The 16,859-nt window shown below is 44.1% G+C and carries 14 protein-coding genes; 6 read left to right on the top strand and 8 right to left on the bottom strand.

Annotated features, from left to right (window positions below):
* Nucleotides 1-41 precede the first annotated feature (41 nt).
* Nucleotides 42-944 carry a LysR family transcriptional regulator gene (locus AC0VYG_RS09565; protein WP_475432068.1) on the bottom strand — a complete coding sequence of 301 codons (903 nt, stop codon included), beginning with the start codon at nucleotides 942-944 and terminating at the stop codon, nucleotides 42-44.
* A gap of 152 nt (nucleotides 945-1,096) precedes the next feature.
* Here AC0VYG_RS09565 and AC0VYG_RS09560 point away from each other — a divergent pair, with 152 nt between their 5' ends.
* The 5 genes from AC0VYG_RS09560 (at nucleotide 1,097) to AC0VYG_RS09540 (ending at nucleotide 8,500) form a co-directional block, all read left to right on the top strand.
* Nucleotides 1,097-2,704: an NADH-quinone oxidoreductase subunit L gene (locus tag AC0VYG_RS09560; RefSeq protein WP_475432067.1), complete on the top strand. Its 1,608-nt coding sequence runs from the start codon at nucleotides 1,097-1,099 to the stop codon at nucleotides 2,702-2,704.
* Nucleotides 2,705-2,716: 12 nt separating this feature from the next.
* On the top strand, nucleotides 2,717-5,161 hold the full coding sequence (locus AC0VYG_RS09555) for a YbcC family protein (RefSeq protein ID WP_475432066.1): 2,445 nt from the start codon (nucleotides 2,717-2,719) through the stop codon (nucleotides 5,159-5,161).
* A 398-nt stretch (nucleotides 5,162-5,559) separates the two neighbouring features.
* Nucleotides 5,560-6,576: a TRAP transporter substrate-binding protein gene (locus AC0VYG_RS09550; RefSeq protein WP_475432065.1), complete on the top strand. Its 1,017-nt coding sequence runs from the start codon at nucleotides 5,560-5,562 to the stop codon at nucleotides 6,574-6,576.
* 29 nt (nucleotides 6,577-6,605) lie between these two features.
* Nucleotides 6,606-7,124 (top strand): TRAP transporter small permease, encoded by a 519-nt coding sequence (locus AC0VYG_RS09545; RefSeq protein WP_475429743.1) that lies wholly within the window; start codon nucleotides 6,606-6,608, stop codon nucleotides 7,122-7,124.
* An 83-nt stretch (nucleotides 7,125-7,207) separates the two neighbouring features.
* Nucleotides 7,208-8,500 carry a TRAP transporter large permease gene (locus tag AC0VYG_RS09540; protein WP_475432064.1) on the top strand — a complete coding sequence of 431 codons (1,293 nt, stop codon included), beginning with the start codon at nucleotides 7,208-7,210 and terminating at the stop codon, nucleotides 8,498-8,500.
* Nucleotides 8,501-8,634: 134 nt separating this feature from the next.
* On the opposite strand, the gene AC0VYG_RS09535 is transcribed toward AC0VYG_RS09540, so the two are convergent.
* Nucleotides 8,635-9,048 (bottom strand): HPF/RaiA family ribosome-associated protein, encoded by a 414-nt coding sequence (locus AC0VYG_RS09535; RefSeq protein ID WP_199478257.1) that lies wholly within the window; start codon nucleotides 9,046-9,048, stop codon nucleotides 8,635-8,637.
* 125 nt (nucleotides 9,049-9,173) lie between these two features.
* Here AC0VYG_RS09535 and nhaR point away from each other — a divergent pair, with 125 nt between their 5' ends.
* Nucleotides 9,174-10,064: a transcriptional activator NhaR gene (nhaR, locus tag AC0VYG_RS09530; RefSeq protein ID WP_475432063.1), complete on the top strand. Its 891-nt coding sequence runs from the start codon at nucleotides 9,174-9,176 to the stop codon at nucleotides 10,062-10,064.
* Between the two features lie 113 nt (nucleotides 10,065-10,177).
* Here the strand turns inward: nhaR and AC0VYG_RS09525 are convergent, their stop codons facing one another.
* The 6 genes from AC0VYG_RS09525 to AC0VYG_RS09500 form a co-directional block, all read right to left on the bottom strand.
* Complete coding sequence (locus AC0VYG_RS09525; protein ID WP_475432062.1) at nucleotides 10,178-11,455, bottom strand: TRAP transporter large permease; 1,278 nt, start codon at nucleotides 11,453-11,455, stop codon at nucleotides 10,178-10,180.
* Nucleotides 11,448-11,957, bottom strand: coding sequence for a TRAP transporter small permease (locus AC0VYG_RS09520; RefSeq protein WP_475432061.1), 510 nt, complete (start codon nucleotides 11,955-11,957; stop codon nucleotides 11,448-11,450). Before AC0VYG_RS09520 ends, AC0VYG_RS09525 begins: the two co-directional genes overlap by 8 nt.
* A 48-nt stretch (nucleotides 11,958-12,005) precedes the next feature.
* Complete coding sequence (locus AC0VYG_RS09515) at nucleotides 12,006-13,037, bottom strand: TRAP transporter substrate-binding protein (protein ID WP_475432060.1); 1,032 nt, start codon at nucleotides 13,035-13,037, stop codon at nucleotides 12,006-12,008.
* A 65-nt stretch (nucleotides 13,038-13,102) separates the two neighbouring features.
* Nucleotides 13,103-14,641: a sulfatase family protein gene (locus AC0VYG_RS09510; RefSeq protein ID WP_475432059.1), complete on the bottom strand. Its 1,539-nt coding sequence runs from the start codon at nucleotides 14,639-14,641 to the stop codon at nucleotides 13,103-13,105.
* Nucleotides 14,642-14,651: 10 nt separating this feature from the next.
* Entirely contained in the window at nucleotides 14,652-15,407 is a 756-nt protein-coding gene (locus AC0VYG_RS09505) for a helix-turn-helix domain-containing protein (RefSeq protein ID WP_475432058.1), read from the bottom strand.
* A 290-nt stretch (nucleotides 15,408-15,697) separates the two neighbouring features.
* Nucleotides 15,698-16,843, bottom strand: coding sequence for a hypothetical protein (locus tag AC0VYG_RS09500; protein ID WP_475432057.1), 1,146 nt, complete (start codon nucleotides 16,841-16,843; stop codon nucleotides 15,698-15,700).
* Nucleotides 16,844-16,859: the final 16 nt, after the last annotated feature.

Raw genomic sequence — 16,859 nt, 5'->3', positions numbered from 1 at the left:
GATAAAGTGGCCTCTTCTCCCTTTCTGCCCGAGCATTATTACTATGTGGCTTCCGTCGCATACTGGTTAATCGCGGTTTGAATCAAATCAATGACAGACTGGGCAGCAAATTTACGTGGGACCGTGATCGCGTAGAAATTTTCAAACGCCTGTGGAATGCTTTCATAATCCTGCAGCAACTTAGCTTGAATCTCGTCTTTAACGACTACTGGTGGTAAGACAGATAAATAGCCACTGTCACGGGCTAACAATCGCAACATGGCCATATCGTCCACTTCCGCCTTAATCTCCGGCTGATATTGATGGGCGGCACAAAAAGATTCAAACGAAGAACGAATATCGGTATTTTTCCCCGGCACCACCCATTTTTTATCCCGATAGCCCTCTGGAAAGCCCGTGCTTGGCTTGTCACCATAAGGCCCGATAATGGCCACCGCTTGGCGGGCAACCAACTGGTTTTGCCAAGTGGTCTCTTGGCTTTCGCTTAAAATCGCTCGATTGGTTAACGCTAAATCCAACTCATGGTTCACCAAACCATTAAGTAAATCTGTCATCCCACGAGAAGACAAAGAAAAACTCACATGCTCACTTTCTAGTAACGGCTCAATAAAGCTCTCAATAAAATTTCTTGATAGATTACTCTGTATGCCCAAAGTAATGTGCTGCACTTGTGTGGCCCTGCCCTTTTGTAAAAAGTTTTCAAGTTCCTCACCGGTATTAAAAATGTCTTGCGCATAAGCCAACACGCGTCGCCCCACATCCGTCAGAATCAATTTGCGACCCTGGCGCACAAATAAGGTCACATTCAGGCTGTGCTCTAATTGCTTGATTTGTGCCGACAGAGCCGACTGGGAAATATGCAGAACGTCAGCCGCCTCCGTTAAGCTCGGACTCTTCGCAACCTGCCAAAAATAATACAAATGATGGTAATTCAATCGCGCCATAGGTCAGTCCGCCCATTCAGATAATTCAGACTCATTCTGCTTAGATACATACAAAAAACAGAACGATTGGTTTTAATATATGTATTTTTATTAACAAAATAAAGACTTCATAATACCTACATCCGATGTAAGTTCTTGTTTAGAGGTAATACATGTCTCTCATTGCTTTGAGTTTTTTGCCTATCTGCATCCCATTCGCCTACCTTCTCGGCGGCTGGTATGTTGGACGCGCTACAACTACCGCCGTGTCAACCAAAGCCACTTGGTTAAGCCGTGGTCTATTGGTCGTTTTCTTAATGACCTTTCCTGTTAGCTATTTCTTCGCGGATGCGTGGCAATCTTCTGACTTAATCCGTCACACCTCATTAAGTCAGGTCATGTTAGGATTAGTGACCATCATGGGCTGGGTACTGATTACCTTCTCCCGACACTACATGGCAGGACAAGCCAATAGCAACCAATACTACCGCTGGATGATGTTTACTTTGGCATCCGTTGCCATCACGGTGACAACTAACCACTTAATCATTTTCTGGTTGGGGTGGCTGGGCATTAGCTTGTCTCTACATAATTTGCTGACCTTCTATCCAGATCGGCCTCGTGCCATCCTAGCGGCCCATAAAAAATTCATCTTAGCGCGTATTGCAGAGTTGTCCTTGTTGGTGGCCTTTGTATTGCTTGGCCTACAACATGGCACCCTCTATATCAGTAATATTTTGAGCAGCTTAACCATCGACTCCAACGCGGGATACCACCTCACGACACCAGATCAAATCGCGGCGGTACTCATTGCTTTTGCCGCCTTAATCAAATGCGCTCAGCTGCCCTTTCATGGTTGGCTCATACAAGTGGTCGAATCACCAACCCCAGTCAGTGCTTTGCTTCACGCCGGTGTCATTAACCTAGGGGGTTACATGGTGCTGTTATTTACACCACTAGTCGCGCAAAGTACCGCCGCTCTTTGGTTACTGCTATTAGTTGCGGGGTTTTCGACCTTAGCCAGTGCCTTGGTAATGACCACTCGTATCAGCGTCAAAGTTCGTCTTGCTTGGTCCACCAGCGCACAAATGGGACTAATGTTGTTCGAATTCGCTTTAGGGATGTATGAGCTGGTGTTATTGCACTTATTGGCTCACTCTTTCTATAAAGCCTATTCATTCTTAAATTCCGGCAATGCGGTTAACGATCACCTTCGTCTACTGTTGTCTAAGCCCTTTGTTAAAGGTATGCCCAAAAAAGAAGTACCGAGCGGACAAGAGTGGTTTTCGACCATCGCCATCACCACCGCCTGTGTCGTCGTCGTAAAAGCCTTATTTGATTTTGAAGGCGCCTTTAGTACTTGGTGGTTATTTTCTCTGGCACTGACCGTCTTAATTATCCAGTGGCGAACATCCGAACATGCCCCCTCAAGCGTCTATACCATGATAGTGGGCCTCTTATTGTGTGTGGTTTACGCCACATTGAAAAAACTGATCGATATGACGATTCCTATTTCAAACATAGGTCATATTAGTGCCTTTTCTTTGGCCGACGTCTGGGCAATGCTGCTCTTTACCAGCCTCTTTGTACTGAATGCACTACTGTATTACCAAGTACACTGGCCGGCGGTGCGCAGGCTGTCTATTGCCTTGTTCGCAGGCCTGTATCTAGACGAATGGCTCACTCGTGTTGCCCTTAAAATCTGGCCCGTCACCTTACCTGCCAGAGCAAAGGAACAACATATTTCTCCTGTTACCATTAATTCACCCGCTAAACCATAGGAAGATTGCATTATGGTTATGACTCACACACAAGATCTGTCACCATCTGAGCCAATACTCAGTTCACGCCAGCAGGCAATCTTGACGCATGCGGCAAGTAACATCGCTCCCAGTTGGCCACTAGACAAACTCATTGCGGTTAACCCTCTGTGGTCCATGGTAAACCAACCCTATGATCAGGTCGCCAGTGAGCTATCGGCCCTAGCAAATGTTAAAACTCATCTGCCTCTGGAGACTTACGTAGCCTGGTATGAAGAAGGTCGAATCCAGCTCGATAAGTTGGAAAAAGCCGCCAAACAGTATGGCCTTACGCTATGCTCAACAGAACTGCTAAACCACTTAAGCAAACCGCGCTTTCAGCCGATTTCATGGCAGTCCATTGCTGACCTAGCGGACCAACAGCGCCCAGCGACCAAAATGTCATGGCATGATGAAATCACCCATCAAGTGAGTCAGTTCTGTGCGGCCCATTATCAAAAACAAAGCCCGACCTTAAGACAGAAAGACAGCCACCATGAGATTGGGCTATATCCTCATTGGTTAGAAATCACCACCGAAGACCGAGGCTTAAGCATTATCATGGGAGAAGCCAATCTCAGTCGTTTTTTCCACGAATTGCCTAAAGACCAAAACGAACTGTTTGCGTTGGCCATACGAGAACTTGGCATAAATGACGAAGCCTTAGCCGCCTACGCTCACGCCCTGCTGCTCGATATTAACGGTTGGAGTAGCTATCTTGCTTATTTAAACTGGCCCAGCAATACAGAAAGTGACCAACAAGAACACCATGTTATGGCGTTGCTTGCCATCAAAATGGCGTGGGAGCTGGTTATCTGGCGTTACTTAAATCACGCCAAACCAGCTTCATTGAGTAGAATAGCCAAGAAATGGACACTACAAAAAAAGAACATTGAATCTCTGTACAATGCACATCATGATGCCCTAGAGATACCTAAGATCTGGGCATTAGCGCTGGAATACAGCGAACAAGCCGATTTTCACCACATACTGCGAGAACCACTACCATCACAGGAGCCATTCGACAATCCACAGCTGCAGGCAATTTTTTGCATCGATGTTCGCTCCGAAGTGTATCGTCGTGCCTTAGAAAAACAATCTAATCATATTCAAACATTGGGGTTTGCAGGCTTTTTTGGTTTGCCCATTGAATACCAAGCAAAAGATACGCAGTTCGCCAGACCACAGTTGCCAGGCTTGCTCAGCCCTGCGATTACCGTGAGCGAAACCAAGTCGAACGCCAAGCACGTCCATCACCAACAAAATGAAGCCCGTTGGCATCGTTGGGGACACGCAGCCCCCGCTGCCTTTTCCATGGTAGAGTCCATGGGGTGGTGGTATGCCTTTAAAATGTTTAAACAGACACTCTTTCCAAAACGTCAAGTTCATCCGGCTAACCGTCTCGCTCCTGACACCCAATGGCAACTCACTCAACAGGGCATGGCATTAACGGACCAAGACAAGGCAAACCTAGCCAAAGGTATATTGGATACTATGGGGCTGAAACACTATGCTCCTATCGTTATGCTAGTCGGCCATGGTAGCCACACCAGCAACAACCTCCATGCTGCTGGACTAGAATGTGGTGCCTGTGGCGGACAAAGTGGTGAAGTGAATGTTAAAGTTTTAGCCACATTATTGAACGACACCAAAGTACGGACGCTTTTGAATCAAATGGGCGCCAATATTCCCGACACCACACAATTTATCGCGGCGCTACACAATACCACCACCGACCAATTGACTTGTTTTGAATCCGTCGATGGCCAAATCTCAAGCTGGTTAGAACAAGCCACTTATCTCGCACAAAAAGAGCGTGCCAAAAAGCTCGATGCGTCACTTGTCGACTTATCCAACCTAGAGCGCTTTCATGCTTTTATCCAACGGGCAAATGATTGGTCACAAGTCAGTCCTGAATGGGGCTTGGCAAACAACCACTCCTTTATCATTGCACCGCGCCATAAAACCCGTCATATGGACCTGAAAGGGAGAAGTTTTTTACACGATTACGATGCGAACCATGACCCAGATTTCAGCATTCTAGAACGTTTGCTAACGGCCCCTATGCTAGTAGCCCACTGGATCAATATGCAATACAACCTTTCCGTCACAGACAACTATAAGTTCGGTAGTGGTAACAAAGTACTGCACAACGCTGTAGGCGGTAATATCGGCGTATTTGAAGGCAATGGAGGGGATCTGCGGATCGGTTTACCGATGCAATCCATCAGCGATGGTACCAACTGGATGCACACACCGATTCGGCTCGCCGTCTACATCGACGCCCCTAAGCATGCAATTGAACAAATTACCGCTAAGCACGATATCGTCAGACAACTGATCGACAATGATTGGCTTTATTTATTCCAATGGGAGAATGGTAACAACATTGAACGCTTTTATAAAAAGGAATGGTTAAATACTTCGGCAGATAATTAAGCGGCAGATAAGTAAATGGACTGTTAAAAGATTACAGAGCCTTTGCACTATACTCTCGAACAGAGGTCAGTATTCAAGCTGCAACGACGAACCAATATGTTGCTATAACATACCCAAGTAAACCCCTTACCTCTCAGTCAGTTTGGGCATTTTTGCCCAAACTGGGCTCAATTCAAATTCACCATTTTTAAGCCTACTTGCACCACGATGTGACATTTTTTATAGCCAGTAGACCAATCGACAATAAATCCTCACCTCTTCCTTTTTTTATGCAATAAAAAGGCGAAATATTGAATATAAAAATCAACAAAACCATGTAGCATTTTGTAACAGAAACAAGGATTTTCTTATATAAATCTAACACACAACAAATATAATTATAAAACTTGGAGTGCTACATGAAAAAAAGATACCTAAACCTATCTTTAACCACCGCCCTTGCAACAACCGCTTTTCTTGGCCTAGCCTCTACACAAGCGTCAGCATCCGATTTAACCGTACGATTTGCATGGTATATGCCACCGCATACAGCTACGGCTAATCAAGCAGAAACCATTGCCAAAAACATCAAAGAAATGAGCCATGGTAGCATTAAAGTGCTTACCTATCCTTCTGGCTCTCTCCTCAAAGCCTCTAACATCGCCAATGGTTTAGCAAATAACACGGCTAATATGGGCATTAATGCCATGCACTGGTGGTCTAAATACGCTCCAGCGCTACAGTGGGATACCATTCCTTTCCTCGCTCCAAATGCGACAACATTACTAAAAGCATTACACGGTAAACTGGGTAAAGATGTTGATGCTATTTTAGAAAAGCACGGCGTTCACGTTGTTGCTTGGGGCTTCTACGGTTATGCTAAATCTTATGTAAACAGCAAAAAAACAATCATCAAGCCAGCAGATCTTAAAGGCTTAAGAATGCGCTCAGAAGGTAGCCTTTCAGCCATGTTCCTTAAGAGCCAAGGCGCCACTCCCGTTGCCATGGACTCCAGTGAAGTCTATACCTCCATGCAACGAGGCGCTTTAGATGGCGCCACATCGGGCCTATCTACCATCACGTCACGTAAATGGTACGAAGTAGGCAAATACGTTACCGCTATTCACTATGTTCCTTTGGTTTACCCTGTTCAAGTCAACCTACAATGGTGGAAAGGACTAACCCAACAACAGCGTGATCTGATCAGCAAAGCCGCTAAAGCGTCAGAAAAAGCAGCCGTTCAAGACATCGAAAATGAATTTACTAATGACATCAAGTTCCTGAAAGCGAAAGGCAACCACGTCACGCAATTAACTGGCAAGCAGTTAACGCCTTGGAAAGAAACCGCTGGCGTCATGGAACGTAAATTGTATCTTAAAGAAACAGGGGCAACTGGTCAGAAAATTCTCGATGACCTAAAACCCTACAGCAAGTAACACGCCTCCTTTTCTTCTAGGTATATTCAATGACACATACAACTGAAACATCCCCATTTGGCCGTTTGGTCAAATGGGTAAGGGATCTAACGGGAGGGCTGGCTAAATTAGTCAGCACCATCGCAGCCCTATCCCTCATCTTATTATCCATGTCCATCATTGCCGGTATCGTCCTACGCATGATGAACATAGACAACTCTTGGACTTACGATCTTGATTTATTTTGCTTAATTTGGCTGGCCTTTACGGGGGCCGTTGCGACGGCAATGGGCCGCCATCATGTAACAGCAGGTATTGCCCTAGAAAATATAATCGGACGAGGAAAACTACTGATCATTCTGCGTTTTTTAATCCTATTTAGCTTTTTGTGCTTTATGTCATACGCTGGCTTTTTGCAGGCATTAAACAGCTTCACCATGCAAGAAATCACTTTAGATGTGGTTCAGTGGCCAGTATGGATTGCTAAAGCGGCTATTCCTTTGGGAGCCGGTGTCTGGGCGGTGGCAGAATTACATAAGTTCATACTGGATATCAGCCAAACCGATTAGAAACATTGCTACGACACATGTTTTATAAATTCGCGACTTCGTGAAAAAAGTCTCGATTAATTAGTACTTATTGGAACTCATCAATGACCTTTACGATCACTATCTGTGCCTTGGCTGTACTCATGATTCTGGGGTTGCCAATCTCCGTATCACTACTTATTAGTGGTATGCTCGGTTACATGATAACCATTGGTGTTGGGCCTGGCATTAACGCGCTCACACAAACGGCCTACAGTGACCTCAATTCTTTTGTTATTATTGCCATTCCGCTCTATATCTACATGGGCCAGCTCATGCTCAAAGGAGGAGCAGGGAAAGACTTATTCAGCTTTGCTCATCGCATAACAAGAAAACTTCCTGGTGGTCTCGCCATCGCTGCCACCTTAGCCAGCACTATATTTGCCGCGATTTCAGGCTCCTCCACAGCAACGGCTGCCACCATCGGTTCGATTAGTATTCCAGAGATGCGTGAACGTGGTTACCCAAAACGGCTCAGTGCAGGCTGTGTTGCCGTATCGGGTACATTAGGGATTTTGATACCGCCAAGCATTTCATTCATTCTCTATTCATTAGTCACCAATAGCTCTGTTAACCAGTTGTTTTTAGCGGGCATTATTCCCGGCTTAATGTTGGCTGGATTGTTTTCTCTCTATTCCATCTATGCCATGCGTAAGCATCCCATTAACCCTACAAATAGCGAGCAATCGGCAGAGGCGAAAGCCCCTATCACCTTTGATATGATTGCCAGTTTGTTATTGATTCCAGTGGTGCTGGGCGGGATCTATACGGGACTATTCACCCCAACAGAAGCCGCTGGTGTCGGGGTAATCTATGCTCTATTACTGACCATATTTGTTAAACGCAGTTTATCACTTAAACTCTTCTGGCAAGCCACCATGGCCAGTGTCGAAACCAGCGCCATGATACTGATGTTAATCGCAGGGGCATCCGTATTTGGTAACACTCTGTCACTTCTGCAAGTGCCTCAAGACGTGGCGCAATGGATAGATTCACTGAATTTATCCGCCATTCAGTTTTTAATCTTAATCAACATCCTTTACTTAATACTCGGTATGTTTATGGATGCGGCCGCAGCAATTCTTGTCACTGTCCCCATTCTGTTACCAGCACTACAAGCATTGGATATCAACCTTGTCTGGTTTGGCGTGATTCTGGTTATCAATATGGAAATCGGGGCCGTGACGCCACCTGTTGGCATGAACCTATTTGTGGTTAAAGCCATCTGCGAAGATTACACCATTAAAGATGTACTGGTTGGCGCCTTTCCTTACGCCATGATGGGATTGTTAGGATTAGTATTGATTATGGTCTTCCCTGACATTGCGATGTTCTTACCCAACCTATCTCCAAATTAATCCCCAAGAGCGACCTATAGAAGAAATATAGGTCGCTCTTACTTAATTAATAAAAAAAAGCGAACCAAATGTTCTGATTCGCTTAAAGTAGGGGTCTCTAATTTATTGCCATCATCAACTAGGCTAGTTCTAACCTATGCATGACGATAATAGCCGTACTCATTTTCATATTCTTCGTATACATCACGGGGCATTTTCTTTGGCGCTCTCATCTTGTGAAAGGCCGCTTTCATGCGCGTTGCTTTGGCTTGCAAACGCTCAATACGTCTTGATACCGTTCGGCTTGTACGGCTGGCAGCATTGTCGATAGCATAATACATATCGGCTTGCCGCTCGTTTATCACCACTTCTTTCTGGCCATTGATTTTAACCAAGACTTGGCAGTGTTTGTCTTCACCACCCTTAGGACCGTTAACATCCGTCAACATAACGGTCACTCGTTGAATATTGTCATAACGGGAATTCAATGCAAAATTCAGACGACGTTTTACATAAGCTTTCAAGCTTTTAGTAAGAGATAAACGACGTGCTTGCACTTTGATTTTCATCTTCTTCTCCTTTACCCAAGAATGGATAAGTTATGTTTGAAACTTTAAGTTAGCTGCAAAATCTCCTAAGATATAATCGATTTATTCAGAAAAATAATCAGTTTTTCTCGAACTATTGGTGAAATATGATCAATTTCAAGCATTTGCATTACTTTTGGGTGGTGGCTAAGCAAGGTGGTATTGGCAAAGCCAGTGAGAAATTACATATCACACCACAAACCATCAGTGGACAAATCCAGTTACTGGAAGAACAGTTTGGCAAAGCCCTTTTCGTCAAGGTAGGACGTAATCTTAAGCTGACGGATACTGGCCGTATGGTACTCAGTTACGCCGACGAAATTTTCTCTCTGGGCAGCGAACTAGAACAATCCGTGCGCACCGCGTCGACCGATAGGACCCAATTGCTGCGAGTCGGTATTGCCGATTCCATCCCAAAGTCCATAGCCTATCGCCTCCTCGCTCCAGCCATGACACTAGAAGACCCGGTTCGATTGGTTTGCAAAGAAAACAGTTTAGAAGATTTACTTGGCGCACTGGCGCTGCATAAACTGGACTTGATCATCGCCGATGGGCAAATTCCCACGCAACTGGGCGTGAGGGGGTTTAACCACTTTTTAGGAGAATGTGGCACCTCTTTTATGGCCTCTCCCACGCTAATCGATACGTTTCAAACCACCTTCCCTGAATGCCTCGCAGGCGCGCCTTTTCTCATACCAAGCGACCAATCCTTGATCCAGATACAACTTTTACAATGGTTAGAAAAGCATAACATTCACCCAAAAATCACTGGCGAATTTGATGATCGCGCACTAATGAAAACCTTTGGGCAAGCTGGCGTGGGCGTGTTTATCGTACCATCGGCCATTGCAGAGGAAGTCGCTGAGCAATTCAAAGTCGAGATCATTGGCAACACTGAAGAAATTCGCGAACAATTCTATGCCATCTCGACAGATCAACGTCTCTCCAACCCTGCGATTATCGCGATTAATGACGCCGCAAAGGATTGGTTAAGCTAACCTTTGTCGCTTAATTAACCTAAATTTAGGAGCGCCCTAGAAATAAACAAACTTGCTGCTAGCGCATCATAGAAGGCTAAGCGATCAATCCTTAATCGCTTAGAAGACAGTGTCTACAAAAATGCTTCAGAGATTTGAGGAATAAAGGCAATTAACAAGGCAGCCACAAGCATGCCTCCTAATGTTGGTAGAGCACCAATAAACACACTTTGAACAGATGTTCGACTTATCTGATTGGCGATAAATAAGTTTCCTCCCAATGGTGGCGTCACAAAACCCAAGCCTAGACACACTATTAGAATAATCCCGAAGTGATACGTGCTGATACCATATTGACTGACTAGTGGATACAGCAACGGGGTAAGCACAATAATCGACGCCAAAGTATCCATAAAGCAGCCGATAAAGAGTAACAGCAAGATGATCAAGAGAATGGTGGCGACCTTTCCATCCATAAACCCTGATAGTGAGTGTGTCATTAACTCTGGCACCTGTTGTGAGGAAAGTAACTTCCCTAGCGCGACCGCAAACGGAATAAGAAACATCGCAACAACAGACATAATGGCTGACTTAGAAAGGATATCAAATATGTTAGTAACCTTTATTTCCTTATGCACAAACATGCCGATTATAAATGCGTAAAGCGAAGCCACGGCTGCGGATTCGGTTGGCGTGAAAACACCTGAGTAAATTCCTCCCAAAATGATTACTGGCGTTAGAATGGCCCATTTTGCCTCATAAATTGCTTTCCCACGGGTTCCCCATGTTCCGGCGGCTCTGGTTCCACCCCAGCCGTTCTTCTTCGATACCCAATACGCTGGTATTGCAATACCCAGCGCCAATAAAAACCCTGGCAAGATCCCGCTCAAAAACATGGCCGACACGGACGTTCCTGGTTGGGATAATGAATAGATGATCATAGGATTTGATGGTGGCACCAAAATCGCAATGACGCCAGAACAAGCCGTTACACCAGCAGCAAACCCTTTGCCATAACCTTGTTTAATCATTTCAGGAATGGTGATTGCCCCTATCGCCGCAACCGTAGCAGGCGCAGACCCAGATAAACCACCGAACAACAAACAAGCAAAAATAGTCACGATGGCAAGGCCGCCAGGCAAATGGCCAACAAATTCATCGGCAAGCCCTAATATACGTTTTGCTACGCCACCTGTCGCCATCAGTGTGCCAGCAAGAATAAACATCGGGATTGCGAGCAAGGGAAAACTATCAAGAGACTGATAAGCGTCCATGACTAATTCGATGGTGTTGAACCCCATAATGTAATAGCACAAAAACAGGACCGTTCCTAATGCAATCGCAACGGGAACTTGAAGAGCAATAAACGCAAAAAACGAGCACACCATCAGTAAAACTTCAAAACTAGACATGAGGCACCTCGTGCTCTTCTATTAAGGTTTTATTGGTAAGCAATAAATAAATTCGTTGTAACAGACGAATGATGGTTAAACCGAATATGGCAGGTAAAATAGATAGCGGTATCCAATAAGGAATTTCCATGCCTTCCGTTACCGTTCCCAACATGTGATGGAACTCTGCTGCATGTATTGAAGCAAAGATAAAACAGATGCTAAAAGCGATAAAAATTAGGTGTGAAATTAAGGCGATTACACGACGCCTAGTACACCACTTTTCTGAAACAGGGATCAAATCAATAATGACATGTTTATCAAGTTTGACAGCCCAAGGCACGCCAAGAAACACTATCATGATCATGAGCAATCGAGCGGCCTCATCTGTGTAGGCAGATGGCGAGTTCAACACATAACGATTAAATACTTCGATATTCAAGGAAACCATAATGTAGCCAAGCATAAGGCTACAGAGAAACTCTTCGAAATGTTTCTCTATTAATTTTATAGGCTTTAGCATAATAGGTACTACTTATGAAATTGGGCAGGTTGCCCTGCCCTGATGACGTTACTTAAAGCTTTTAATAGTCTCTTTCACCGTTTGGTAGAACTGCTTCTCACTGCTATTAAACTCTTTCGTCGCCACTTTACTAGCCGGCCCTTGAATAACATCCGCAAAGGCTTTTTTCTCAGCGGCCGTAGGCTCAATAACATTGGCACCCTTTGCTTTGAATTTATTAATTGACTCGGTTAAGACGGACTTAAAGAGTGCCGCATTGTTATGCACCGCATCATCAGCCGCTTTTTGAAGTTCATCCTGAATATTGTTTGGAAGCCTCTTCCAGGCAAGAGCATTCACTGTCATAAATGAGCCATGCGGTTGAAAGTTCAGCTCATTGAAATTGCCCGCCACTTCATCTAAACCAAATGCGACAGCGGTAATTGGAGGGATAGCCAAGCCATCAACGGTTCCCGTTTGAAGAGCTGTGTAAACCTCTGAAATACCTAATGTTGTCGCGCCAGCGCCAAGAGATGTAATAATGGTACGTTCAACATCGCTTGGTGTTACTCGCATTTTCAAGCCTTTCATATCGCTCGGCATGCTCACTTTCTTGTCCGTCGTTAAAATGCCACGGAATTCAAACGGCATTACGTAAAGCAAACGAAGATTCTTTTTCGCCATTAAGGCTTGGAGCTCATCCACTACTTTGCCGCCAAGCTTTCCATTTGGATAGAAAAGCTTCATCCCGGTTTCGACGCTGTTAAAAATATAGGGAATATCAAATACTTTAAAAGCGTGAACTGTCGTGCCTAAGTTTGCTCCAGAGGATTGAGCACCTTGTACGATAGAACCTAGCTGAGCTTTTTGAAGTAACTGGGTGTCATTACCTAAAGCACCGCCGAAGCTTGTCTTAATTTCAACTTTACCGTGGGTGTATTGCGCCGCTAAGTGTTGAAAGTTTGTTAGCGTCTTCCCCCATGGAGAAGATACCGGCATAGTTGTCGCCATCGTAAAATCATATTGCGCTGCAAATACAGAACTTGCAGTAAAGACAGTAAGCCCCAAAGAAAGTACTTTCGCTAAAGATATGAACTTCATTTTATTGTCCTTTGTTAACCTTGTTATTAGACGATTAAAGTTGGAGGCCCCAAAGCCCCCTTTCATTAAAGAGCAGACAAAATCTCCGCCGTGTTATGACGAGGTACATCACCGATTTCGGCCATCTTCTGATCAAGCGCAATGGTCAGCTCTCGAACAACCTCTTTGTATTCAGGTTTGCTATAACAGTTAAATAGCTCTAGAGGGTCTTCTTCACAGTCGAAAAGCTCCCACTCTTTCTCTTCACCACCCGGCTGTGTACCAGGTAAGTCAAAGCCTTCGTTGTACCAGAAAATTAATTTGTAGCGTTTATTACGAATACCGTAATGCGCATAGGCATTATGATGCTCATCGCTGTGCATCCAGTAACGGTGGTAGGCCACTGTTTGCCAATTCCTAGGAGTATTGCCTTCCAGTAAAGGACGTGCGCTTGTACCTTGCATATAACTTGGTACTGTGATTTTGGCGTAGTCTAGAAAAGTCGGTGCAAAATCCACATTGGAGATAATGTCATTGCAGACGCTTCCTGCTTTGATGCCATTGGGATAACGAATTAAGAATGGCATTTGGAAAGATTCTTCGTACATAAATCGCTTATCAAACCAGCCATGTTCACCTAAAAAGAACCCTTGGTCTGAAGTGTAAATAACGATGGTATTATCGGCTTGGCCTGTTTCATCTAGATAATCCAGTAAGCGACCAACACTTTCATCAATGGAAGCAATGCTGCGAACATAACGCTTGATATAACGCTGGTATTTAAAATGCGCTAACGCTTCATGAGTGTTAAAGGTAAATACTTCGCCAGTGGCTTTATCAATAAGCTTGAAATGACTCAAATCTTTTGGCGTAGGAATTTTGCGGTCTTTTGAGCCAATAAAGGAGGCTTCACCAACTTCTGCACCGCCTTCTGGTTGCACAAGACCTAAGTCGAAATACGTGATATCGCCATCAACACGCATTTTGGCGGCTTTAGCGGCTTTTGCACGGTTTTTGTAGTCATCCGTAAAGGTATCTGGAACCTTAATATCATCAGTGTAGATATCGCGATATTTTGGATGAGGCTCCCAAGAACGGTGTGGCGCTTTGTGATGACACATTAAAAAAAACGGCTTATCCGTAGAGGTTTCTCTCAGCCAATCAATGGATTTATCTGTGATGATGTCTGTCGCATAGCCAGACTCATGAACCTCTTTACCCATTTCAATAAATTCGGGGTCAAAATACTCCCCCTGCCCCGGTAAGACAGACCAAAAGTCAAAACCAGATGGCTCGTGATCTTCACCTTCTCCTAGATGCCATTTGCCTATCATTGCAGTCTGATAACCGCCCGTCTGAAGATGCTTAGCAACATTGGGGATGTGCTTATTAATCTTACTTGCTAAGGTCATGACGCCGTTTACATGGTTATAGTTACCACACAAAATGCTGGCACGGCTTGGTGTACAAATTGAGTTGGTGACATAACAATGGTTAAAACGCATACCTTCTTGACCAATACGATCAATATTTGGCGTTTTGTTTAAGCCATGACCATAGCAACTGATTGCTTTTGAAGCATGGTCGTCGGCCATGATAAATAGAATGTTTGGCTGCTTTTTCATGTTTATTTGACTACTCCCTATGAAGAAAGGCGGTTAACTTAGCGGCGGCTTCGTTAATGATTTTTTTATTACTTTCGATATGCGATTGAATGTCGTGCTTGGATATGGCAGCTTCAGCAATACAAAGCAGATGAACAAACTGTCCATGACGATCAAAAATGGCTTTTGAAAAACGTCTTATGCCTCGAATATTCCCTTCTACGTCGTAAACCACATCGGTTAGGCAAGTATTTTGAAGGCGGGATTTCAGTGATGCCTTAGACACCTTTTCTCTTTCCATTCCCGTTTCAAAAAAGGCATTGACATCAAATTGCTCGCGCACTTTATCCCATCCCATTGCGGCGAGGCTTAATCGAGAAGGCGAATCGAGTTCATACAACGGACGCTTGAATCCTGGATAGGCTTTCAAACGGAAGGCAACATTCTTAGACTCTTTTTTGGAAAGCCAATGCAACTGACTGTTTTCAATAAAAATGGCTTCACTGGACTGCTCAGATAACTCTGACACATCTTCTAAGACTTGTTCTAAGCAACTTAAGTACCCTTCAGACAGATTCATTTTTTTCTGTAAAGAGAAGTTACGGTAATACATCTTGTCTCTTGAACGATGTAAATACCCTTCGCTCTCAAGCGTACCAACAATACGAGAAGCCGTTGCCATCGGAATACCACACTTGCGTGAGATAGTGGCTAACGTTTCAGGTTTGTCACTTTGAGCAAATAGTTCAAGGACTTTTATTGTTCTTATTACTGGTGTTGATGTCATATTGATCTCCGATACCGAATCTTAGAAAAGAGAATTTATCGAGTAAACCATATAAGAAATTCATATTTCCATATATGAAACAAAGTCCATAACGCCATGTTTTAAAAAAATTTATTTAAAAATTTGCATTAGTAAGAACGAACTTAGAAGGGGAAGAAATCAATAGAATCCATCAGAATCAACTCCGTAATGGCTTGCATCCGACAGAGAGTTAAGAAGACACAAACCAAAAAGAGCATTGTCAAAAGAGCCGTTTTTACGCGAATTCGATTTCTAAGAGCGACACTTTCCTATGATCGCTCGACCAATCCAGACGGTTTGATCTGCCAAATCAGTTTGAAGCCTTTTGTGCCTAAATACAGAAACAAAATGGGAATGAATACGGTGTTGAAAGCAAACAAGGCTAATAAGGTGAGAAAGTCGTTCACTAGGCCGTTGAGTGTTTCTACATAGTGGCTGATTTTGTCTTTAAAATGGCTCAAACCAACAACATTTTGTTTTAAATTGTTCAACAAGCCATCGTTTGAGTTATCTGAACTCAGCTTTTGGATGGACTCTTGTATGGCACGAATCTGACGTTGTGTGCTTTTCATGCTCTGCTCTGTTTGCAAACGCTCGTCGTTAAGGGCGCTTTGCTTGTCTTCTAGGTCAGACAATGCCTTATCGTTATTAAACAAAATATCTAACGTGGATAACGCTTTTTTACGCTCGGTAATTTGCTGATTTAACGCCTCATTTTGCAGGATCAATTGTCTTAAATGGACACTCTCATCAGCCAGCACTTGCTGCTGTGTGTCGCGTTTTTCTTCGAGTGTTTGTTTGTCTTTATCAAGGGACTGTTTTAAATCCGCAGCGACACCCAGCCCTGTTGTGACCTCGTCCATATCGGCGGAATGTGCTTGGATTTTGTCCATGGTTTGGGTCTTCTCATGACTCAAAAAAGACACGTCCACCAGCGCGGACAATAACACCACCAACACCAATAGAAACTTGGCCCCCAACGCGCTCACAAATATTTTATAAGCGAATTCCGTAAAGCGACTTTTGATCCTGTATAAATAGCCAAACAGTAAGGCCGATAGGGTTAAAAACCCTTTGAAATAGACAGTGGAAATAATTTTAATCAGAATGCTTTGAAAAATCAGTGACGTGACCGCGATTTTCATCACACCGGAAAAATCTTCGATCATGTCGTTAAAGGGATCTAATAACTCGCCAATAGTCACCGAGCTGACAAACACACTGATCTGCACACTTTGCAGCACAGACACCGTGGCATTGAATAATTTAGCGAGCCCAAAAGCACTCAACGCCTGTACCAGTGACGACGAAATGTATTCCGACGCTTTGCTGTCCAACAAGCCCCACCAAGAAAAGACAATCGCCACAATAATCGCGATGTAGTAACCGTTTATAGTGCGTTTTGGCTTGATCACTCATTTCCCCTCGCTA

Source organism: Marinomonas sp. 63XJN7_7_ISO-PGPR-S23-202 (assembly GCF_056173505.1).
Note: the sequence above shows the minus strand (reverse complement) of the source record. Positions and strands in the feature narration are given on the sequence as shown.